Source organism: Mesorhizobium sp. M0058, from assembly GCF_040323095.1.
Taxonomy (GTDB): domain Bacteria; phylum Pseudomonadota; class Alphaproteobacteria; order Rhizobiales; family Rhizobiaceae; genus Mesorhizobium.
The window spans coordinates 332,570-352,924 of record NZ_JAMYUQ010000001.1; the positions used below are offsets into that span (position 1 = coordinate 332,570).

The following is a 20,355-nucleotide window of genomic DNA, read 5'->3' on the forward strand; positions in this document are numbered from 1 at the left end:
GGTTATTCTCGCAGCCGCTTCGTATCAGGCCAATGTTGCCGGGATCAAGCCGCGCAGAGAATTGCCGACGAACAGTGTTTTGGCGGATTTCAACTCGTCATAGCTGTAGATCGCCTCCTGGGCGCGGCCTTCGTCCAGCAGCTCGGCGCGCAATACGCCAGGCAGCAGGCCGCAGTCGAGCCTGGGTGTCATCAGCATGCCATCACCGAAATCGGCGAAGACGTTGGTGATGGTGCCTTCGCAGATTTCGCTGCGCTCATTTGCGAGCAACACTTCGTCGGCCTGGGTGATCAGATATTCGGAGCGGGCGTGGGTGTAGATCTGTCGCCGGCTGGTCTTGTGGCGCAGCAGCGCGTCCGAGGAAGAGAGCCGGACCCGCGCCAGTCGCAGCCGCCAGACCTTGTCGGCGGCGAACGGCTCATAGGGCTGGACCGAGGCGGTCACTTCGCCATTGCGCTGCAGGGCGAGCCGGGTGCGCAGCGCCGTCTGCTGCGCCCCGATAGTATTCGCCAGCACCTCGCCGATTAGCTGCGGATCGCAGGCAAAGCCGAGTTCTTCCGCCGAGCCGTAAAGGCGCGCGAGATGGCGTTCGAAGCGCAGAAAGCCCTGGCCGGGCTCCCAGCGCATGGTCTCGATCAGCTCGAAATCGGCGGTGTCCCCGTCGCGAAGCGCGCCTTCAGCAGACACTCCTGATACTCCTCTTGCGCCGTCGAATCGAAGACGACGCCGCCGCCGACATTGTAAACGGCCTCGCCACTGGAAAAGAGCGATATGGTGCGGATCGCCACCGAAAAGCGCATCATGCCGCCAGGCGCGATCCAGCCGATGGCGCCGCAATAGACGTCGCGCGGTGTCTCTTCCAGCTCGTGCAGGATTTCCATGGCGCGGATTTTCGGTGCGCCGGTAATCGAGCCACAGGGAAACAGCGCGCCAAAGATTTGGCGGATGCCGAGATCAGGCAGAAGCTTCGCCCGCACACGGCTCACCATCTGATGGACGGTCGGGTAGCTCTCGATGCGGAACAGTTCCGGCACTTCGAGCGTGCCGATCTCGCTGATCAGGGAGATGTCGTTGCGCAGGAGATCGACGATCATCCGGTTCTCGGCCTGGTTCTTTTCGTCGCTGCGCAAGAAGGACTTCAACCGCGCGTCCTCGGCCTTGGTCGCGCCGCGCGGTGCGGTACCCTTCATCGGATGGGTTTCGATCATGCCTTCGGCATTGATCTCGAAGAACAGCTCGGGCGAACGCGACAAGACGATGGGATCGCCGAGCGAAATCAGTGCGCCATACTTGACCGGCTGGCGTCCTGTCAGTGCGTCGAAGGCAGCAACCGGATCGCCCGACCATTGGGCACGGACCGGAAAGGTCAGGTTGCCTTGGTAGCAGTCGCCCTTGCGGACGTGGTCGTGAAGGCGCGCGAAGCGTTTGGCGTAGTCCTGAGCGGACCAACTGGCCCTGGCGTCGAAGATGGGGCCATTGGTGGCCGGCGCATCGTTGCGCGGCACGGCCTCTTCGGCCGGAGCATCGAAGACACCCAGACAAACCAATGGCGCGCGCCGGCCTTCAGGCAGCAGCGGCACGAGTTTCGGTTCGAGCAGATAGCCCGCTTCGTAGGAGAAATAGCCGGCCAGCCATTTGCCGGCATCGCTCGCCGCCTGCGCAGCCGCCAGCGCCGGCAGAAAATCCTTGGCATCATAGGCAATGATGATGTCGGCCGGGTGGTCGAAGACCAACTGACGGCCGCTTTCATCGTTGCGGAAAATGGCAGAGGGCAGGGGCATGGGGCTCGGGTACTGCGGTCGATGACGCCAGAACCGCTCTATATGGGGGCCGGGCGGCGTGCAATCGAGGGAGCGGCGTCGCAGGGCGCAAAGACAGTGGCGAATGCAAAAACAAAGACGGCGCCCGAGAGCGCCGCCTTCTGGTTATGTTGCCGATGACGGATCAGCTGTTGTTGGCGGTCCCGGCGCTCGGGAATTGGCGTGCGAACTCCTTTTCGTCGCCGGCGGCAAGCAGCTTGGCCTGCTCGACCCACTTTTCGCGAGCGATGCGGCCGTCGAAATTCAGCGTGTCCTCGATGCGCTTGACGTCGGCCGCGGTCCAGCCGGCGATCTGCGCGTAGGTCGTGACGCCAAGGCCCTTGAGCAGTTTGTCGTTGACCGGGCCGATACCGATCAGGCGGCGCAGATTATCGGCCTTCCCAGCTGCCGGGGCGGCCTTCTTCGGGACGGCGGCGGGCTTTGAAGCAGCGGCTTTGGGCGCGGCCTTGGCGGCGGCAGGTTTGCTGGCCGCTGGTTTTGCGGCCGCGGATTTGGCCGCAGCTGGTTTGGCCGCGGCGGGTTTGGCGGGGGCCGGTTTCGCGGCCGGGGCGGACTTGGCCTTTGCCGCTGTCGATACCAGCGCGGCCGGCGCCGAACTTGAAGGCTTGGCGGATGGAGCCGATGTTTCACGCAGCCGGCGTTCGAGATCGGCGCGGGTCTTGCCGCAGGCGTCGAGTTCGCCAGTCAGGCGATCGGCGTCGGCGCGCAGTCTGTCACGCTCGCTGCGGGTGCGGTCGAGATCGCCGCGCAGGCTGTCAAGTTCGCCGCGCAGCCGGCCCCAGATAAACCAGCCAACCAACACACCTACAAGGAACGCCAGGACAATGTAAAAGAAGGTCATCGTCTCTCTCCAGTCGGATCCGTCCGCCGCCGTCCCAAGTCATGACCTTGGCAGATCGGATCATCCAATGTGGTTCGGCGGCTCAGGGAACAGCCGGTCTGTCGTCGAGTGTCGGCGTTCGGCTTTGCCGCCCATTGCCAACCGTCGCTGTCGCATTCGTCAGACCGCTGCCATGGGCCGGGATGCTGTCCGGCCTTAAGCCGCGCGCCCGGCTGAGCTTCGGTCGGAAAGCTATCATACGGCTTCGGGAAAGCTAACGGAAAATTTCGCCGGAGAGTTATTCAAGAACAGGTATTTAGAACAAGAACAGCGCTGCCGTCACATGCATCCCGGCTAAACTGTTCTGCGATTCTGCAAAGTCGAGGCCGCTGCTGAACCTGCCACTCTGCGCCATCGGTCCAATGGGTGCGCGCATTAACTGTCGAGCGCTTCCAACTCGTCGATCAGGCCGCCGATCACGCCAAGCCCGATCTGCCAGAAGGCGGGGTCGGTGGCGTCGAGGCCGAAGGGCGCGAGAAGCTCCGAGTGATGCTTGGTGCCGCCGGCGCGCAACATCTCGAAATACTTATCCTGGAAGCCATGCTCAGCGTTCTGGTAGACCGCGTAGAGCGAGTTCACCAGGCAGTCGCCAAAGGCATAGGCGTAGACGTAGAAGGGGGAGTGGACGAAGTGCGGGATGTAGGTCCAGAAGACCTCATAGCCCTCGCGCAGCTTGATCGCCGGCCCCAGGCTTTCGGCCTGCACCTCGAGCCAGAACTGGCCGAGCTTGTCGGAGGTCAGTTCGCCGTTCTTGCGCTCTGCATGCACCTTGCGCTCGAACTCGTAGAAGGCGATCTGGCGCACGACCGTGTTGATCATGTCCTCGACCTTCTGGGCGAGCATCGCCTTGCGCTCGCGCTTGTCGGTGGTCTGGTCGAGCAGCGAACGGAAGGTCAGCATCTCGCCGAATACCGAGGCCGTCTCGGCCAAAGTCAGCGGCGTCGAAGCCATCAGGGCGCCCTGGCCGCCGGCCAGCACCTGATGCACGCCGTGGCCGAGTTCATGCGCCAGCGTCATCACATCGCGCGGCTTGCCCATGTAGTTGAGCAGCACGTAAGGGTGCGCCGAAGGCACGGTCGGATGGGCGAAGGCGCCGGGCGATTTGCCGGGCCTGACCGGCGCGTCGATCCAGTTGCGGTCGAAGAAGACGCGGGCGATCTCGGCCATATCAGGTGAAAAGCGCTGATAGGCCGACAGCACGGTGTTCCTGGCGTCGTCCCAAGGGATCACGGCCTGCGGCGTCTCGGGCAAGGGGGCGTTGCGGTCCCAGTGGTTCATCAGCTCCATGCCGAGCCAGCGCGCCTTCATCGCGTAGTAGCGATGCGACAGGCGCGGATAGGCTTCGCGCACGGCCGACGCCAGCGCATCGACCACGCTGCGCTCGACACGGTTGGCGAGATGGCGTGAATCGGCGATGTCCTCGAAGCCGCGCCAGCGGTCGGAAATCTCCTTGTCCTTGGCCAGCGTGTTGGTGATCAGCGTGAAGGTGCGCAGGCTCTTGCGGAAGGTTGCGGCCAGCGCTTCGGAGGCGCGGCGGCGGACCTCCCCATCGGCGTCCTGGAGGCGGTTCAGCGCCGGCTCCAGCGTCAGTTCCTCGCCGTCTATGTCGAAGCGCAGATCGGTCATCGTCTCGTCGAACAGCCGGTTCCAGGCACCGCGTCCGGTGATCGATTTCTCATGGAACAGCTGCTCGACCCGGTCCTCGAGCTGGTAGGGCTTGTCCATTCTGAGGTCGAGCACCCAGGGGCGGTAATGGGCAAAGCCGGCGTCGGCGGCGAGGGCTGCTTCGAGCGCCTTGTCGTCGATCAGGTTCAGCTCCAGCGCGAAGAACAAAAGATGCGCGCTGGCGTCGGTCATCTTCTCCTGGATGTCGCCATAGAGCTTTGCGCGCTGCGGATCGGCGGTGTTGCCGGCATAGATCAGGCCGGCATAGGAGACGATGCGGCCGATCAGTTCCTCCAGCGCCTCATAGGCTGTCAGCGCCTCGCCAAGCCTGCCGGCGCTGCCGCGCTCGGCCTCCGCAGCCAGCGTGCCCTTCCAGCGGTTCTCGAAGGCGACGGCATCGGCCGCCGCCTTGGCAAGGTCGCGCTTCAGTTCGGGCGCCTCCATGCCGGAATAAAGATCGGCGAGATTCCATTCCGGCAGGTCGCCGAGTTCCGCCGCGCCCTGACCGGACGCTACCGCCGCAAGCTGCCGACCGAGAATCCTGCTCATCAACAATTACCTTCTGGAATCAAGGGGAAAGGACAAGCCGGTCAAATCCTAAGGAATTCGTTCACCGGGTTTTTTGAAACCTTGTTTAGAACCCTGTGCCAAGATGATCCATGGGAATTTCCCAGGCGGGCAACTCAAATCAGTCATGACAGGTTCCATTCTTATAGTCGATGACGATCCCGTGCAGCGCCGGCTGCTCGAGGCGGCGGTGACGAAATTTGGCCACAGCGCCATCGTTGCCGATGGCGGCGAGGCCGGTCTGAGCGCGCTTGACGGACCCAATGCGAGGGATATTTCGGCAGTCATCCTCGACCTTGTCATGCCGGGCCTAGACGGCATCGGCGTGCTGAAGGCGATGCGCGAGCGCGGCATCACTGTTCCCGTCATCGTGCAGACTGCGCAGGGCGGCATCGAAACGGTGGTTTCGGCGATGCGCCACGGCGCTTTCGATTTTGTCGTCAAGCCGGCGTCTCCCGACCGGCTGCAGACCGCGATCGGCAACGCGCTCAAGGTCGAGGCGGTCGAGGACGAGGTCAAGCGCACGTCGCGGCGTCGGGGCGGCCACCTGACATTCAAGGACATGATTACGCACAGCCCGGCGATGGACCGGGTGATCCGCCTCGGCCAGAAGGCCGCGGCCTCCAACATCCCGATCCTGATCGAGGGCGAATCGGGCGTCGGCAAGGAATTGGTGGCGCGCGCCATCCAGGGCAGCGGCGAACGCCGCACAAAGCCGTTCGTCACCGTCAATTGCGGCGCCATCCCCGACAATCTGGTCGAATCGATCCTGTTCGGTCACGAAAAAGGTTCGTTCACCGGCGCCACCGAAAAGCACACCGGCAAGTTCGTCGAGGCGCATTCGGGCACCCTGTTCCTGGATGAGATCGGCGACCTGCCGCTCGACGTGCAGGTCAAGCTGTTGCGCGCCGTGCAGGATGGCGAGGTCGATCCGGTCGGCGGCCGTTCCACCGTCAGGGTCGACATCAGGCTGATCTCGGCCACGCACCGCAACCTTCTGCAGCAGGTCAAGGACGGCAAGTTTCGCGAGGACCTGTTCTACCGGCTCAACGTTTACCCGATCGTCGTGCCGCCGCTGCGCGACCGCCGCGACGACATCCCCTATCTGGTCAAGCATTTCATGGACAAGGTGGCGCCGGCGGGCAATCGCCTGCACGGCATCTCGGATGCCGCACTGGCCATGCTGCAGGCCTATGATTGGCCGGGAAACATCAGGCAGCTGGAAAATGCCGTTTTCAGGGCCTCGGTGCTTGCCGAAGGCGATGTGCTCACGACTGACGAATTTCCGCAGATCCGGGCGCAGGTCGACGGCACCGTCAATCTCGACGCCGATGCGTCCTTGTCGGACCCCGGCATGGCCTTGAGCACCGGATCGCAAGGCGATGGCGCGCAGACTGACGACGCCGGTACTGCAGCTGCCGAGCCCGCCCCTCCGGCGAGGCTGCTTCAGCGTTTCGGCACGCTGCGGGCGCTGGACGAGCGTGGCAATGTGCGTGCGCTGGCCGATGTCGAACTCGAAATGATCAAGCTCGCCATCGACCATTATAACGGCCAGATGAGCGAGGTCGCACGGCGTCTCGGCATCGGCCGCTCGACGCTCTACCGCAAGCTCAAGGAATACGGCATCGACCCGGAAACCGGCCGCCTCGACCGCCTTGCCTCCTGAACGCCGAATTCCACAGCTTGCCAACGCAAGGCCGGGACCAGCTTGCCATGCCACATCCGGCGCTGCATAAGGGTTGGGGCGGGAATATGGCTGATGCGGACAGCGTTGTTCACGCATTAAGGCCAGCGGTAACAGATCGTGTAGCGGGAAAAGGCTGAATCTTGATCTAAACCAGCAGTTTACCAAGAAATCCTGTGTATTATTTTTGACGGAATATCGCCACGGTGTTACCGCATTTCGGCTTCAATAAGCGATGATTAACCATTAGGATCGATATTCGGATGTGAGAACCACGCATCCGTTTGGACAAATCCGGGGACAAACGGCAGCCTGCAAGGCCTTTTGATTTGAACAAAGTCGAACGACACAGAAACGGGCGGCGAGATCACATGGGCGTCTGGCCGAGATGGCTGGCAGCGTTGATCGTTGCGTTCGCTTTCCTCGCCGCAACTGCTGCCGGCGCCAGCGCTGAAACGCGCTCGCTCAAGCTCTATCACCTCCACACGCACGAAAAGGCCGAGATCGTCTACAAGCGCAATGGCCGCTACGATCCGGCAGGCCTCAGGAAGATCAACATCATCCTGCGCGACTGGCGTCGCAACGAACCGACCAAGATGGATCCGCGCCTGCTCGATCTGGTGTGGGAAGCTTACCGGCAGGCCGGCGCCACCGACTACATTCAGGTCGTTTGCGGCTATCGCTCGCCGTCGACCAATTCGATGCTGCGCAGCCGCAGCCGCGGTGTCGCCAAGGAAAGCCAGCATATGCTGGGCAAGGCGATGGACTTCTACATTCCGGGTGTGCCGCTGAAAAAGCTGCGCAACATCGGCCTGAAGATGCAGGGCGGCGGCGTCGGCTACTATCCGTCGTCGGGTTCGCCCTTTGTCCACATGGACGTCGGCAATGTGCGGCATTGGCCAGGCATCAGCCGCCAGGAACTGGTCAGCCTGTTCCCCAATGGCAAGACGCTGCATGTGCCGAGCGACGGCAGGCCGTTGCCGGGTTATGACCAAGCGCTCGCCTCCTACAAGGCGCGCAAGGGCGCCGGTTCTCCTGCCATCATGATGGCCAGCGCAGGCGGCAGCACCAAGAAATCCGGTGGCTTCCTGTCCGCGTTCTTTGGCGGTGGCGGTGAAGACGAAGCCGACGACAGCGCCGATGTCGCTACCGCCGCGCCGCCGCCGAGAAGCGTGAAGCCGGTGCTGGCTGCCACGAGCAACAACAACAGCAATCTGCCTGGCATCGCGATCGTGTCGCCGCAGAACGCCAAGCGCGCCAACATTCCGCAGCTTGCCGACGACAGCGCTGACGATGCGGAGCCGCAGGACACGCCGGAGACGATCATCGCCGCGCTGCCCGCCAAGGAAGTGCCGCTGCCCGCTTTCGCACCGCGGCCGAAGGCCGATGTCGGCGCGCAACAACCTGAGACCGTGCCGTTCGGCGTGGCCGATGCCACCACCGAACAGACGGTGGCGACGGCGCAGGCGCCGGCCAATGTGCCGTTCGGCACGGCCGATGCGAGCAATGCCGACCAGGGGGCCGATCAAGCTGCCGCTCCGGCGCAGGTCGCGGTCAACGTCCCGTTGCCGACCTGGCGTCCCGACCGCTCTTCGCCGCCGGCTGAGCTTGCGCCGCAGGACAAGGGCGTTCTGCTGGCGCTGGCCGATACGGCTGCCCACAAGCAGACCGCAACCGACGCGTTCTCGGTGCTGCCGTCGCAGCGTCCGGACGAGGTCAAGGCGGTTCTCGAACAGGCCAGCGCCGCCGATACAGCCGGTGCTACCGACGACTATCAGGTTGCGTCGCTTGAGCCGCGCTCGGCGTTCAACGATCCGTCAGGTGTCGATGCCGCATCGCCGCGCGGCGCTATTGCTGCCCGTCCCGCCGGTACCGATCCAGCCTCGGTGATCGGCGCCGGCGTCAAGACGACACGCAAGGAAGCCAGGGCTTCGGCCCGCGACCTGAAGCCAGGACCGAAGGCAGTGGTGGTGGCGGCCGAACCGCAGGCGGCCCGCTGGGCGCTGAGCAGCGGCGACAACATCGCCACCGTTTCCAGCCCGACGACAGCGCCGCGCTATGCCTACAACATCGTGCATACGCCGCCGAGCGAGGTCTACACCGCAGGCTTCCAGGCGGACAACCAGATGGCCGATGCCAACCGCTTCACCGGCAATGCCGTAAAATTCCTTTCGGTCGCCCGCTTCCAGACGAAGTAAGGGCGTGACCGGGGCGTTATCGACTCGAAGCCGCGCTGGGCAACCTGTGCGGCTTTTGTTTTTAGCGAGATCTCGAGCACTGGCTTCCATCGCCACAGAATGCTAACCACCAAGCTGCATTCCCGCTTCGTCTAATGGTAGGACAGCGCCCTTTGAAGGCGTGAATCGAGGTTCGAGCCCTTGAGCGGGAACCAAAATCTCAACGCGTAGCAAACCCGGTCGGCGCAGCTGGCGGGTTTTTGTGCCGAGTGCAATTCCGGGAACACTGTGATTTTCCCGGGAAAGCGCGGAGCGCTTCCCTTGGGATTGCGCAAAGATAAAGTAGCGGAGGTTATTTTCCGAGCTTGCTCGCGCTCTGTGCGAGCGCCTCGATCTCATCCCACTTGCCGGCCTTGACCAACTCGTCCGGCGCCACCCACGAGCCGCCGACGCAGATAACGTTGGACAGGCTGAGATAGTCGGCGGCGTTCTTGGCCGAGATGCCGCCGGTCGGGCAGAATTTCACGTCGGCCAGCGGCGAGGCAAAGGCCTTCAGCGAGGCGATGCCGCCGGATTGTTCGGCCGGGAAGAATTTCAGGAACCGCAGGCCGGCCTCGCGGGCAGCCATGATCTCGCCGGGCGTGATGGCGCCGGGCAGCAAGGGAACGTCGCTGTCCTTGGCCGCCGCCAGCAACTCGCGCGTGATGCCGGGGCTGACGATGAACTTCGAGCCAGCCGCCGCTGCCTGGTCGAACTGCTTGGCATCGAGAATTGTGCCGGCGCCGACAATGGCGCCCTCGACCTCACCGGCCACGCGGCGGATCGCTTCCAGCGCATCGGCGGTTCTCAACGTGATCTCGACCGCCGGCAGGCCGCCGGCGGCCAGCGCCCGGGCGAGCGGGACGGCGTCCGCGACATTGGCGATCTTCAGCACCGGAATGACCGGCTGGCCATTGAGCAGCGACAGGAGCTTTTCGGTCTTGCTGGGCATTGGCTTTTCTCTCCCTGGGTGATTTCAACCGATTAGCAGAAGGCCGATTCCGAGTCCACGAAACCCGGCCTGCCGCGATGTCACATGTCGGCCAACGAGCCTGCGGGCGAATACCGACGAAGTGTCTTTAGCTCTGCCTTGAATCCGCTTTGACCACGGTCTAGTGGCTTGGCGATGACCAACCATGAACCCGTGCGCGTCGCCGCGCTCTACAAATTTGCGAGGCTGGGCGACTTCGACGCGCTGCGGGTCTTGCGCACGCCGCTTGCCGCCTTCTGCTGCGGGCGCGGCATCAAGGGCACGCTGCTTCTGGCGCAGGAGGGCATTAACGGCACGGTCGCCGGCAGCGAAGCCGACATAGCCGACCTGATCGCTTATCTCGAGGCCATCGAGGGTCTTGCCGATCTCGAGGTCAAATACAGCACTGCCGCCGAAACGCCGTTCCATCGCATGAAGGTGCGGCTGAAGCGCGAGATCGTCACCATGGGCGTCGAAGACCTCGACCCGGCGACGGGTGCGGGGACCTATGTCGCGCCGGCCGACTGGAACGCGCTGATCTCGGACCCCGGCACCATCGTCATCGACACACGCAACGCGTACGAAGTGTCGATCGGGACGTTCGAGGGCGCGGTGGACCCGCGCACGTCGAGCTTTCGCGAATTCCCGGCCTGGGTGGAAAAACACCGCGACCAACTCGACGGCCGCAAGGTTGCGATGTTCTGCACCGGCGGCATCCGCTGCGAAAAGGCGACGGCCTATGTGAAGTCGCTCGGCTTCGAGGATGTGTTCCATCTCAAGGGCGGCATCCTCAGATATCTTGAAGAGGTGCCGGCCGAAGACAGCCTGTGGCAGGGCGAGTGTTTCGTCTTCGACGAGCGGGTCTCGGTGTCGCATGGGTTGACCGAAGGCGAGGCCGAACTCTGCCGCGCCTGCCGGCATCCGCTGACGCCGGAGAACCGGCTGTCGCCGCATTTTTCCACCGGCGTGTCATGCCCGCATTGCTACGAGGCACGCTCGGATGAGGATCGCACCCGCTATGCCGAGCGCCAGCGCCAGGTCGAACTTGCGCAGGCGCAGGGCAGGGGACATATCGGCAGTTAAGTGCCGCCGACGCCCTGACTGGATCACCACACGACAGAATAGCGGTCGATCACCCACAGCCATGTGCCGTCGGCCTGCCGGCGCGCGACCTCTGAGGTTATCGAGCCGTCGGCAAGCCTGGTCGACGTCAACGCGAGGTCGCCGTTAATGGCCGCCGGGCGCTGCTCGCCGCGCTGGAATTTTCGCCAGCTCGCGGCAAAGGCTTCGAACAAAGCGCGGATCGCCTCATGGCCACGCGTCAATTCGGCTGCTCCGGTGTCGATGACGGCATCGGGTTCGAACAGCGCTACCATGCCCTCAATGTCTCCCGCCCATTGCCGATCAATTAGCAGGCGCTCCAGATCCTGGGGATCTCGTGCTTGGTCGCGGTCTGGCTGATCGGTCACGGCAAAACTCCTCCCTCGCCGACGTTGCGGCGACACTAACCGAAGCCGAGGCGGGTTTCGACACATCGAATTTGATTTGCGGCATTGCCGGCGCCGATAGCAAAGCGCCGGTCCGTCATTGTAATGTCAACAATCGGGACCTACGTCTGCAACGTCCAAAACCTGCCCGTCCACGTTGGCGCGGGCCCTTTTCTGGAGGCACCATGTTCGACCCCAAGAAGCTTCTCGACGATCTGCTCGGCTCGCAAGTTCCCGGCACAACCGGCACCGTTCGCGACAAGGCCGGGCAGGCTGTGCAGATGGCCAAGGACAATCCGCTGGCCGCCGGTGCGCTGGCCGCGGTGCTGCTTGGAACCGGCACGGGACGGCAGGTCACCGGCACGGCCGTGAAGCTCGGCGGACTGGCTGCGATCGGCGGTCTCGCCTACAAGGCCTACCAGAATTACAAGGCCGGCAATGCACCCGAGCAGGCGCCGGCGGCCGGCCAGCCGGAATTGCTGCCGCCGCCCGCCGACACCGGCTTTCATCCTTCACAGGCGCCACAGGGGGAGGACGAGTTCACGCTGACCCTGGTGCGGGCGATGATCTCGGCGGCCAAGGCCGATGGCCATGTCGATGACGCGGAACGCCAAAAGATCGCCGGCAAGCTCAGTCTGGCCGGCATCGGCACGGAAGCGGAAAAGTTTCTGATGGCCGAGCTGGACAGCCCGCTCGACCTCGATACGCTGGTCGCAGGCGCCAAGACCGATGAGCAGAGGCTCGAGCTCTACACGGCGTCCCGACTGACGATCGACCCCGATACGCGCGCCGAACGCGGCTATCTCGACCTGCTCGCCGGCCGGCTCGGCCTGCCGGATGCGCTCGTCGATCATGTCGAGGCGACGGTGTCGGCGGCCAAGGTGCCGGTTCCGTCAGGCACGGCGCCGAACCCGCGCTGGTAGACAACGCAGCCGCGGCGGGAAAAGCGTTAACTTCTCGTTTACCGAGGAAGCGCATGATTTTAGTTAGTCGGATCGGCTTTTCCTCCTCCCAAGCCCGGTTCAGATCAGGGGGCGGTCGCCAATGACCGCCCTTTTTGTCGGACCGATCACATAAAGCGCGTGGCGCTTCATGTTTTTGTCCGGATGCATGTCGTTCTCTCAGAACCGGGGCCACTTTTGAGCGACATGCATTAGTGTCCGGCTTGCCATGATCGCCCTCATTTGCGATGGGTCGGTGCATTCGGATGCACCCCGATCTGTGCCGGGGATGCGCGGCGCGCAGGAGCAAAATCCATGACAGCCCTCACAGAGAAAACCGCCATCGTCACCGGCGCCGGCACCGGCATCGGCAAGAGCGTCGCCACGGCGCTGCTCAAGGCGGGCTGGAACACGGTGTTTTGCGGCCGCCGCAAAGCGGTGCTCGACGCCGCCATTACCGAAGCCGGGAAAGCGGACGCCAAGGCGCTGGCAGTTGCCTGCGACATCAGCAAGGCCGGCGAAGTCGATGACCTGTTCGAGACGGTGGCCGCAGCCTTCGGCCGCGTCGACCTGCTCTTCAACAATGCCGGCATGAGCTACAAGTCGACGCCGATCGACGAGATCCCGGTCGAGGTCTGGAACGATATTGTCGGCGTCAATCTCACCGGATCGTTCCTATGCGCCCGCGCCGCCTTCGGCGTCATGCGCAAGCAAAAGCCAATGGGCGGCCGCATCATCAACAATGGCTCTGTGTCGGCCTATGCGCCACGGCCGGGCTCGGTGCCCTACACCGCGACCAAGCACGCCATATCGGGGCTGACCAAGACGCTGGCGCTCGACGGCCGGCCCTATGACATCGCCTGCGGCCAGATCGACATAGGCAACGCGCTGACCGATATGGCGCACGCAATGACGGTCGGCGTGCCGCAGGCCAATGGCACCATCGCCGCCGAAGCGGTGATGGACGTCCAGCGCGTCGCCGACGCCGTCGTCCACATGGCCAGCCTGCCGCTCGATGCCAATGTGCTGTTCATGACGGTGATGGCGACCAAGATGCCGTTCGTGGGGCGTGGGTGAAGAGCCGAAGGCCTACCTCTTCAAAAACGACTCGATCCGCTCCAGCGCGCGCAAGATGTTCTCTTCGGAATTGGCGTAGGAGAGCCTGATGTAGCCTTCGCCGAGAATGCCGAAATCGGGGCCGCCGATCAGCGCCACGCCGGCCTCCTCGAGCAGTGCCGAGGCGAGCTTCTTGGCCTTCCAGCCGGTCTTCGAAACATTCGGGAAGGCATAGAATGCGCCCTTGGGCGTGATGCAGGAGACGCCGGGCAGCGCGTTCAGCCCCTCGACCACGATCTTCCTGCGGTTGTCGAAGGCGCGCATCATCTTGTCGACATCGTCCTGCGGGCCGTCGATGGCGGCGATGCCGGCGAACTGGCTCGGCGCGTTGACGCAGGACCAGCAATTGACCGCCAGCTTGCGCACCTTGTCGTAGAGATGCGCGCCCTTGTCGCCATTCGGCCAGATCGACCAGCCCATGCGCCAGCCGGTCATCGCCCATGTCTTCGACCAGCCGTTGAGCACGATCAGCCGGTCGCGAATTTCCGGAAAATTGAGCAGCGAAAAATGCGTCTCGCCGTCATAGGTCATGACGTCGTAGATTTCGTCGGAGAGGATAGCGACCTGCGGATGCGCTTGCAGCCCCTCCACCAGCTTCTCGATCTCGGCGCGCGGCGTGACGCCGCCGGTCGGGTTGGCCGGTGAGTTGAGGATTAGCAGCCTCGTCTTCGAGGTGATCAGCCCCAGCGTCTCCTCGGCCGAGAAGGCAAAGCCGTTCTCTTCGCGGATCGGCACCGGAATGGGCGCGGCGCCGGTGAACTCGATCATCGAGCGATAGATGGGAAAGCCAGGGTCGGGATAGAGGATCTCGGCGCCGGGTTCGCCGAACATCAGGATCGCCGCGAACATGGTCGGCTTGCCGCCGGGCAGGATCATCACATTTTCCGGCGAGACCTCGACGCCGGTGGTGGCCAGCGTGCGCCGCACCACCGCTTCGCGCGTCGCCAGCAGGCCGTTGGCCGGGGTGTAGCCATGGTGACCGTCGCGCAGCGCCTTGATCGCTGCGTCGACAATGTGCTGCGGCGTTTTGAAGTCGGGCTGGCCGATGCCGAGATTGACGATATCGCGGCCCTGTTGAGCCAGTGCGGTCGCCCGCGCCAGCACGGCAAAGGCGTTTTCCTCGCCGAGGCGGTCGAAGGCCGAAATCGTGTGGAGCATTTTTCCCGTCCGTGTGGTTCTTGCTGTTAGGTCGCGTTTTTGTGAGCGTCTGCTCACAAAAGTCAAACGGATTGGAGTTTTGCGTGTCGGAAAATCTCAAAGATTGGCAAGCGCGTCCGCGGCCCGAGCGCAAGCCCATTGACGGGCGCTATGTCCGGCTCGAACCGCTGAGCGCCGAAAAGCATGGCGACGGCCTTTACGAGGCGTCGTCGGTGCCTGACATTGACGGCCGCTTTGCTTGGCTGCCCGACTACCCGCCGCAAACCCGCGCCGATTTCCAGCCATGGCTGGACAAGGTCGAGGCGAGCGAGGATCCGCTGTTCTTCACCGTCATCGACAAGGCCAGCGGCAAGGCCGCCGGGCGACAGACGCTGATGCGCATCGATCCCACCTATGGCGTCATCGAGATCGGCAACATCTATTGGGGGCCGCTGATCTCGCGCAAGCCGGCAGCGACCGAGGCGCAGTTCCTGTTCATGAAGTATATTTTCGACGGGCTCGGCTATCGCCGCTACGAGTGGAAATGCAACAACCGCAACGAGCCGTCAAAGCGCGCGGCGGAACGGTTCGGCTTCAAGTTCGAGGGCATTTTCCGCCAGCATCTTGTGGTCAAGGGTGAAAACCGCGATACGGCATGGTACTCGATCATCGACAAGGAATGGCCGGCGCTGCGCAAAGCCTATGAGGCATGGCTCGATCCTGCCAATTTCGATGGCGAAGGCCGGCAGAAGCGGCGGCTCGAGGATTTCCGCGCCGAGTTCGGCGCGTAACAGGAGTTTCTTCCGATGGCGCACAGCCATGATCATGGTTTGCATGCTGGGCATGGCGCCGGCCACGTGCATGGCTCGACCGACAAGAAGCGTGTGCTGATCGCAGCCTGCCTGACCGCCGGCTTCATGGTGGCCGAAGGGCTTGGCGGCCTTTTGACGGGATCGCTGGCGCTGCTGGCCGACGCCGGCCACATGCTCGCCGACTCGATTGCGCTTGGCCTTGCCTGGTACGCCTTCCATCTTGGCGGGCGGCCGGCGACGGTGCGCCTCACCTACGGCTTCGGCCGAGTCAAGACGCTGGTTGCCTACACCAACGGCATTGCCATCTTCGCCATTGCGCTGTGGATCGTCTACGAAGCCTGGGGCCGGCTGATGACGCCGGCGCCGGTGCTGGGCGGGCCGATGCTGGTGGTGGCGATCGCCGGCCTTCTGGTAAACTTCGCCTCGTTCTTCGTGCTGCATGGCGGCGACCACGACAGCCTCAACATGCGCGGCGCCATCCTGCATGTGCTGGGCGACCTGCTCGGCTCGGCGGCGGCGATCGTGGCGGCGCTGGTCATACTGGCCACCGGCTGGACGCCGATCGATCCGATCCTGTCGGTGCTGGTCTCCCTGCTGATCCTGTCCACCGCGTGGTCGCTGATGCGCGAAGCCGCCCACGTCCTTCTCGAAGGCGTACCGGCAAGCCTCGACCGCGACCTCATCGCCAAGGACATTGCCGGCACCGTCAAGGGCGTGCGCGAAGTGCATCACATGCATGTCTGGTCGCTCGACGGGTCCAGCAACATGGCGACGCTGCATGCCTGCCTCAACGATGGCGTCGATCCGCACCAGGCGGTCAGCGCCATCAAGAAGCGGCTCGCCGCCGAACACGGCATCAGCCACGCCACGGTTGAACCGGAATTCGGCCAGTGCGCCGACAGCCATGACGAGCACGATCATGACCACGACCATGGTGCGCCACCGCATCACGGCCATTATCACTGACAGGGAATTTCATGGCATTGACATCCGAGTTGACGAGTTCCCGCTGTGGCGGGACGGCATGATGGACCGCGACACGCGAAACGCGCTGATTGCCGCAGCCTGGATCATGCTGCTGTTCGGCATCGCGGCGTTCTATCTGCCGACCGTGATGCTGGCCATCGGCAATGTCTCGACCGTACTTGCCGGCATCGTCGGCATCGCCTTCGTGCTGGCATTCTTTCTGGTGTTCTGGTTGCGGGGCCGCAGCCAGAACAAGGGCAAATAAGAGGCTTTGAAATGCGCATCCTGATTACTGGCGCCGCCGGCATGGTCGGCCGCAAACTTGTCGACCGGCTGGCCAGGGACGGCACGCTCAACGGCCGCAAGATCACCGGGCTCGACCTGCACGATATCGTGCCGCCGCAGGCGCCGGCGATGGACGGCGTCAGCATCGCCACGCATACCGGCGACCTTGCCGACGCCGGTGCTGCCGAGAGCCTGGTCGCCTCACGCCCCGACGTCATGTTCCATCTCGCCGGCATCGTGTCGGGTGAGGCGGAAGCCAATTTCGATCTCGGCTACCGCGTCAATCTCGACGGCACACGGGCGCTGTTCGACGCCGTGCGGCTGGCGGGCTTTTCGCCGCGCCTCGTCTTTACCTCGTCGATCGCGGTGTTCGGCGCGCCGTTCCCGGATGTGATCCCGGACGATTTCCACCCGACGCCGCTGACCTCCTACGGCACGCAGAAGCAGATGAGCGAAGCGCTGCTGGCCGACTATTCCAGGCGCGGCTTCTTCGACGGCATCGGCATAAGGCTGCCGACCATCTGCGTGCGGCCCGGCAAGCCGAACAAGGCGGCGTCAGGTTTCTTCTCCGGCATCATCCGCGAGCCGCTGAGCGGCCACGAGGCGATCCTGCCGGTGCCGCGCTCGGTGCTGCACACCCATGCCAGCCCGCGCTCTGCGGTCGGATTCCTGATCCATGCCGCCGGGCTCGACGGTGCCGCTGTCGGGCCGCGCCGCAACCTCACCATGCCCGGCGTTGCCGTCACCGTCGGCGAGCAGATCGAGGCGCTGGAGCGCACTGCAGGCGCCGAGGTGGCGAGCCTGATCCGTGAGGAGCCCGACGAAACGATCTGGGCGATCGTCAAGGGTTGGCCGACGCGCTTCGAGGCGCGCCGTGCAAGGGACCTCGGCTTCAGCGCCGAAAACAGTTTCGATGAAATCATCCGCGCTCATATCGAGGATGAGCTGGGCGGAGATATCGCGGGTCAGGCCTGACCCGCCGAGGTCACACAGCTCCGGACAGGCTCGCCGACAACAGCAACAGCCCGAACAGGAAGACGAAGGCGGCGCCGCCGATTTCGACGACTGTGTGGATGCGGTTGCCCATGCGGCCGTCGCCGGCGAAATAGACCGCCCAGTTCTTGGCTGTCACCGCGATCGTCGCCAGCGCCGAGACTGTGATGGCGGTGCCGATCGACATCGCCAGCACCGAGAGCAGGCCGCCGAGCCACAGGCCGTTGAGCAGCGCGAAGCTGAGCACAATCAGCGCGCCGGAGCAGGGACGGATGCCGACGGCGGCTACTGCCGACCAGGCCGTGCGCCAGTCGAAGCGATCGCCCGACAGCAGCGCCGGATCGGGCGCATGCGAATGGCCGCATGTGTCGCAGACCTCGCCGGCTGGGTGATCGTGATGAGCGTGGTCGTGATGGGAATGATCGTGCGTGTCGTGGTCGTGCGCGGCGTGATCGTGATGATCATGCGAATGGTCGTGATGCACATGCAAGGCGTGCGAATGCGAATGCGCCGCGTGGCTGTGACCGGCATGCGAATGGCCGCTATGGGAATGACCGGCGTGGGCTGCCGACAAGCTGTAGGCGGGCGCCCTGCCGAACCAGCGCTGGACCGTGAGCCCAAGCTTGCGCCACAGCAGCCAGGCGCCGAACAAAGTGACGAAGACATAGCTCATGATCTCCATGAACCAGGCTGCGTCGGTCATCGAGATCGCGGTGCCGCGCAGGACGAAATAGGCAAGCAGCATCACCAGGATCGCGGTCAGGCCCTGCAGCAGCGCCGAGACGAAGGAGAGCAGGATACCGCGCCTGAGCGCCACTTCATTGGCCACCATGTAGGACGAGATCACCGCCTTGCCGTGGCCGGGGCCGGCGGCGTGGAAAATGCCGTAGGCGAAGGACAGGCCGATCAGCAGCCACATCTTGCTGCCGTCCTCGCGCATTGCTTTCATCGCCGTGGCCAGTGCGCGGTAGAATTCCTGCTGGCGCAGATTGATCCACATCAGGATGTGGGCGAACGGGCCGGTCGTGGGCGCCATGCCGTCATTGACACCGATGCCGAGTGAGCTCTGGGCATGGGCCTGCCCGAGAAAGTGCGTCATCAGCAGGGCAGCGGCCACGAGGCCGAATGCCAAACGCAGGGACGGTTTCATCACCGGATCTATCCTTCTGGCGGGCAATTCAGTTCGAGCTTGGTGGCGAAGATCTTGCTCATGTCGGTGCCTGTCGGGTCGTTGAAGAACGCGTCCGTCAGGGTCTTCTGGTTTTCCTTGATCGCCTCGTCTGGATCAGGCCGGATGACGCTCTTGGTGCAGTTCGAGGGCAGGCCTTCCACCGTGATGTTGCTATCCTCGGTGAAGTCGATCGCTGTGTAGAAGGTTGGATCGTAGACGCCGAAATCGATCTTGCCGGCGAGCTTGATCGGCACCTTGGGTTCGGATTCGAACAGGATGATCAACTGGTCGTTGTCGAAATTGGCCATCAGATGCGGTGGCGGCGTCATAGGCACGTCCTTGCCGTCGACGGTGACGAGCTGGAAATAGTTGAATTCGGCCAGCGAGGCATGAACTGTGTCGGCGACATCCTTCAGCTCCTTGTCGTCAAGCTTCAGGTCGGAGTTCTTGTCGAACTCCATCATCACCGTACTCGAAAACAGATCATCGAAACGCCAGAGGTGACGCAGCGCTTTCACACTTTGGTGATCCGGCGAGAGGATCACGTCGAGGCGGGCCTCGGCGAAGACATGAGGATGCGCGCCAGCCGCTCCGACGGAGGCAAAAGTCGTCGCCAGGGCCGAAGCCAGCATGATTGCGTGCCGTTTCAGATGCATTCTCGGTCGCTGTTCCATCGGCCTCGGAGAGATTTCGAGAGGTTACCAGAAACGGGGCGAAATTGGGACCGCGGCACGGCAGGACCGGCTCAAGCGCTCTCGCGGTTCTTGAACCATTGCACCAGGAAATCGACGAAGACACGGACCTTGGCCGGCAGATAGCGGCGGTGCGGGTAGACGGCGAAAATGCCGCTGCCCGACTGGATGCGGTCGTCGAGCAAGGACACCAGCAGCCCGGATGCGAGGTCGGGTGCGGCGATGAAATCCGGCAGGATGGTGAAGCCCAGACCGGACACGGCGGCGGCTCGCGCGGCCATCGGGCTGTTGACCTCGATCGGACCCGATACGTTGACACTGACAGACTCCTCGCCATCGCCCCTGAAGCGCCAGTTGGCGAGCGAGCGGCCATTGGTGTCGACGATGCAGGGCAAGTTGGCGAGATCCTGCGGGCGCGTCGGCTTGCCGTGCTTGGCGATCAGCTCCGGCGAGGCGCAAAGCTTGATCGAAAACGGCCCCAGGCGGCGGGCGATCAGCGATGAGTTCTCCAGCCGCGAGATGCGCACGGCAAGATCGAAACCTTCCTCGACCAGATCGACAAAGCGGTCGTCGAGATGGATGTCGAGCACGATGTCGGGATGCTGTTTGGCGAAGTCGATGAGCGACTGGCCTATCGGCGCGTCGGCGAAGGTGCGCGCCGCGGAGAGCTTGATCCTGCCGCGCACGTCGCCGGAGGATTCGCGCACGGCGTCGGCTAGGCTGTCGACCTCGCGCACGATTTCCGAAGCGCGGCTGTAATAGGTATGGCCGGCCTCAGTCAACGAGAACTGCCGCGTGGTGCGGTTGAGCAGCAGCGCGCCGAGTTCGTCCTCGAGTTCGCGCACATATTTCGACAGCAGCGCCTTGGAGCGACCGATCTTGCGCGCGGCCGCCGAAAAGCCTTCGGCCTCGACGACGTCGATGAAGGCGCGCATGCGGGTCAGTGTATCCAT

19 protein-coding genes and 1 tRNA gene are annotated in these 20,355 nt (G+C 63.8%); 10 read left to right on the forward strand and 10 right to left on the reverse strand.

The annotated features are described in order from the left end of the window. Positions 1-24: 24 nt before the first annotated feature. From NKJ75_RS01680 to NKJ75_RS01695, 4 genes are all read right to left on the reverse strand, one after another. Positions 25-687: an aminotransferase class IV family protein gene (locus NKJ75_RS01680; RefSeq protein WP_032888325.1), complete on the reverse strand. Its 663-nt coding sequence runs from the start codon at positions 685-687 to the stop codon at positions 25-27. Further along, positions 636-1,781, reverse strand: coding sequence for an aminodeoxychorismate synthase component I (locus NKJ75_RS01685; RefSeq protein ID WP_352499071.1), 1,146 nt, complete (start codon positions 1,779-1,781; stop codon positions 636-638). The genes NKJ75_RS01680 and NKJ75_RS01685 overlap by 52 nt, the downstream gene beginning before the upstream one ends. A gap of 163 nt (positions 1,782-1,944) precedes the next feature. Continuing rightward, positions 1,945-2,661 carry a helix-hairpin-helix domain-containing protein gene (locus tag NKJ75_RS01690; RefSeq protein ID WP_023751323.1) on the reverse strand — a complete coding sequence of 239 codons (717 nt, stop codon included), beginning with the start codon at positions 2,659-2,661 and terminating at the stop codon, positions 1,945-1,947. A gap of 414 nt (positions 2,662-3,075) precedes the next feature. Next, positions 3,076-4,914, reverse strand: a complete 1,839-nt coding sequence (locus NKJ75_RS01695) for a M3 family oligoendopeptidase (RefSeq protein WP_352499072.1) — start codon at positions 4,912-4,914, stop codon at positions 3,076-3,078. 145 nt (positions 4,915-5,059) lie between these two features. On the opposite strand from NKJ75_RS01695, the gene NKJ75_RS01700 reads away from it, so the two are divergent. The 3 genes from NKJ75_RS01700 to NKJ75_RS01710 all read left to right on the forward strand — a co-directional run bounded on the left by NKJ75_RS01700 (position 5,060) and on the right by NKJ75_RS01710 (position 9,008). Then, positions 5,060-6,598 carry a sigma-54-dependent transcriptional regulator gene (locus tag NKJ75_RS01700; protein WP_023825450.1) on the forward strand — a complete coding sequence of 513 codons (1,539 nt, stop codon included), beginning with the start codon at positions 5,060-5,062 and terminating at the stop codon, positions 6,596-6,598. Positions 6,599-6,987: 389 nt separating this feature from the next. Then, the gene (gene mepK / locus NKJ75_RS01705; protein ID WP_023686395.1) at positions 6,988-8,814 is read left to right on the forward strand and encodes a peptidoglycan L,D-endopeptidase MepK; all 1,827 of its coding nucleotides are present in this window, start codon (positions 6,988-6,990) and stop codon (positions 8,812-8,814) included. Between the two features lie 120 nt (positions 8,815-8,934). Continuing rightward, positions 8,935-9,008, forward strand: a tRNA-Gln gene (locus NKJ75_RS01710). 137 nt (positions 9,009-9,145) lie between these two features. Here the strand turns inward: NKJ75_RS01710 and NKJ75_RS01715 are convergent. Continuing rightward, positions 9,146-9,784, reverse strand: coding sequence for a 2-dehydro-3-deoxy-phosphogluconate aldolase (locus NKJ75_RS01715; RefSeq protein ID WP_352499073.1), 639 nt, complete (start codon positions 9,782-9,784; stop codon positions 9,146-9,148). A 174-nt stretch (positions 9,785-9,958) separates the two neighbouring features. Here NKJ75_RS01715 and trhO point away from each other — a divergent pair, with 174 nt between their 5' ends. Then, a complete protein-coding gene (gene trhO / locus NKJ75_RS01720; protein ID WP_352499074.1) occupies positions 9,959-10,885 on the forward strand; it encodes an oxygen-dependent tRNA uridine(34) hydroxylase TrhO in 927 nt (308 codons plus the stop codon). 23 nt (positions 10,886-10,908) lie between these two features. Here the strand turns inward: trhO and NKJ75_RS01725 are convergent, their stop codons facing one another. Next, positions 10,909-11,271 (reverse strand): YybH family protein, encoded by a 363-nt coding sequence (locus NKJ75_RS01725; RefSeq protein ID WP_023671936.1) that lies wholly within the window; start codon positions 11,269-11,271, stop codon positions 10,909-10,911. 203 nt (positions 11,272-11,474) lie between these two features. On the opposite strand from NKJ75_RS01725, the gene NKJ75_RS01730 reads away from it, so the two are divergent. Together NKJ75_RS01730 and NKJ75_RS01735 are read left to right on the forward strand one after the other, a co-directional pair. Next, positions 11,475-12,212 carry a tellurite resistance TerB family protein gene (locus NKJ75_RS01730; protein WP_023671935.1) on the forward strand — a complete coding sequence of 246 codons (738 nt, stop codon included), beginning with the start codon at positions 11,475-11,477 and terminating at the stop codon, positions 12,210-12,212. A gap of 333 nt (positions 12,213-12,545) precedes the next feature. After that, complete coding sequence (locus tag NKJ75_RS01735; RefSeq protein WP_023671933.1) at positions 12,546-13,307, forward strand: SDR family oxidoreductase; 762 nt, start codon at positions 12,546-12,548, stop codon at positions 13,305-13,307. Between the two features lie 12 nt (positions 13,308-13,319). On the opposite strand, the gene NKJ75_RS01740 is transcribed toward NKJ75_RS01735, so the two are convergent. After that, entirely contained in the window at positions 13,320-14,504 is a 1,185-nt protein-coding gene (locus NKJ75_RS01740) for a pyridoxal phosphate-dependent aminotransferase (RefSeq protein ID WP_023671932.1), read from the reverse strand. A gap of 83 nt (positions 14,505-14,587) precedes the next feature. On the opposite strand from NKJ75_RS01740, the gene NKJ75_RS01745 reads away from it, so the two are divergent. From NKJ75_RS01745 to denD, 4 genes are read left to right on the forward strand one after another with little or no spacing between them, the layout of a single operon-like run. Beyond that, positions 14,588-15,274 (forward strand): GNAT family N-acetyltransferase, encoded by a 687-nt coding sequence (locus NKJ75_RS01745; protein WP_023671931.1) that lies wholly within the window; start codon positions 14,588-14,590, stop codon positions 15,272-15,274. A gap of 15 nt (positions 15,275-15,289) precedes the next feature. Next, the gene (locus NKJ75_RS01750) at positions 15,290-16,261 is read left to right on the forward strand and encodes a cation diffusion facilitator family transporter (protein ID WP_352499075.1); all 972 of its coding nucleotides are present in this window, start codon (positions 15,290-15,292) and stop codon (positions 16,259-16,261) included. Positions 16,262-16,319: 58 nt separating this feature from the next. After that, positions 16,320-16,526, forward strand: a complete 207-nt coding sequence (locus NKJ75_RS01755; RefSeq protein WP_352499163.1) for a hypothetical protein — start codon at positions 16,320-16,322, stop codon at positions 16,524-16,526. Between the two features lie 11 nt (positions 16,527-16,537). Further along, positions 16,538-17,521 (forward strand): D-erythronate dehydrogenase, encoded by a 984-nt coding sequence (denD, locus tag NKJ75_RS01760; RefSeq protein ID WP_352499076.1) that lies wholly within the window; start codon positions 16,538-16,540, stop codon positions 17,519-17,521. Positions 17,522-17,531: 10 nt separating this feature from the next. Here the strand turns inward: denD and NKJ75_RS01765 are convergent, their stop codons facing one another. The 3 genes from NKJ75_RS01765 to NKJ75_RS01775 form a co-directional block, all read right to left on the reverse strand. Further along, the gene (locus tag NKJ75_RS01765; RefSeq protein WP_502903825.1) at positions 17,532-18,689 is read right to left on the reverse strand and encodes a nickel/cobalt transporter; all 1,158 of its coding nucleotides are present in this window, start codon (positions 18,687-18,689) and stop codon (positions 17,532-17,534) included. Positions 18,690-18,697: 8 nt separating this feature from the next. Next, entirely contained in the window at positions 18,698-19,366 is a 669-nt protein-coding gene (locus NKJ75_RS01770; RefSeq protein WP_023671926.1) for a DUF1007 family protein, read from the reverse strand. Positions 19,367-19,455: 89 nt separating this feature from the next. After that, entirely contained in the window at positions 19,456-20,355 is a 900-nt protein-coding gene (locus NKJ75_RS01775) for a LysR family transcriptional regulator (RefSeq protein WP_023671925.1), read from the reverse strand.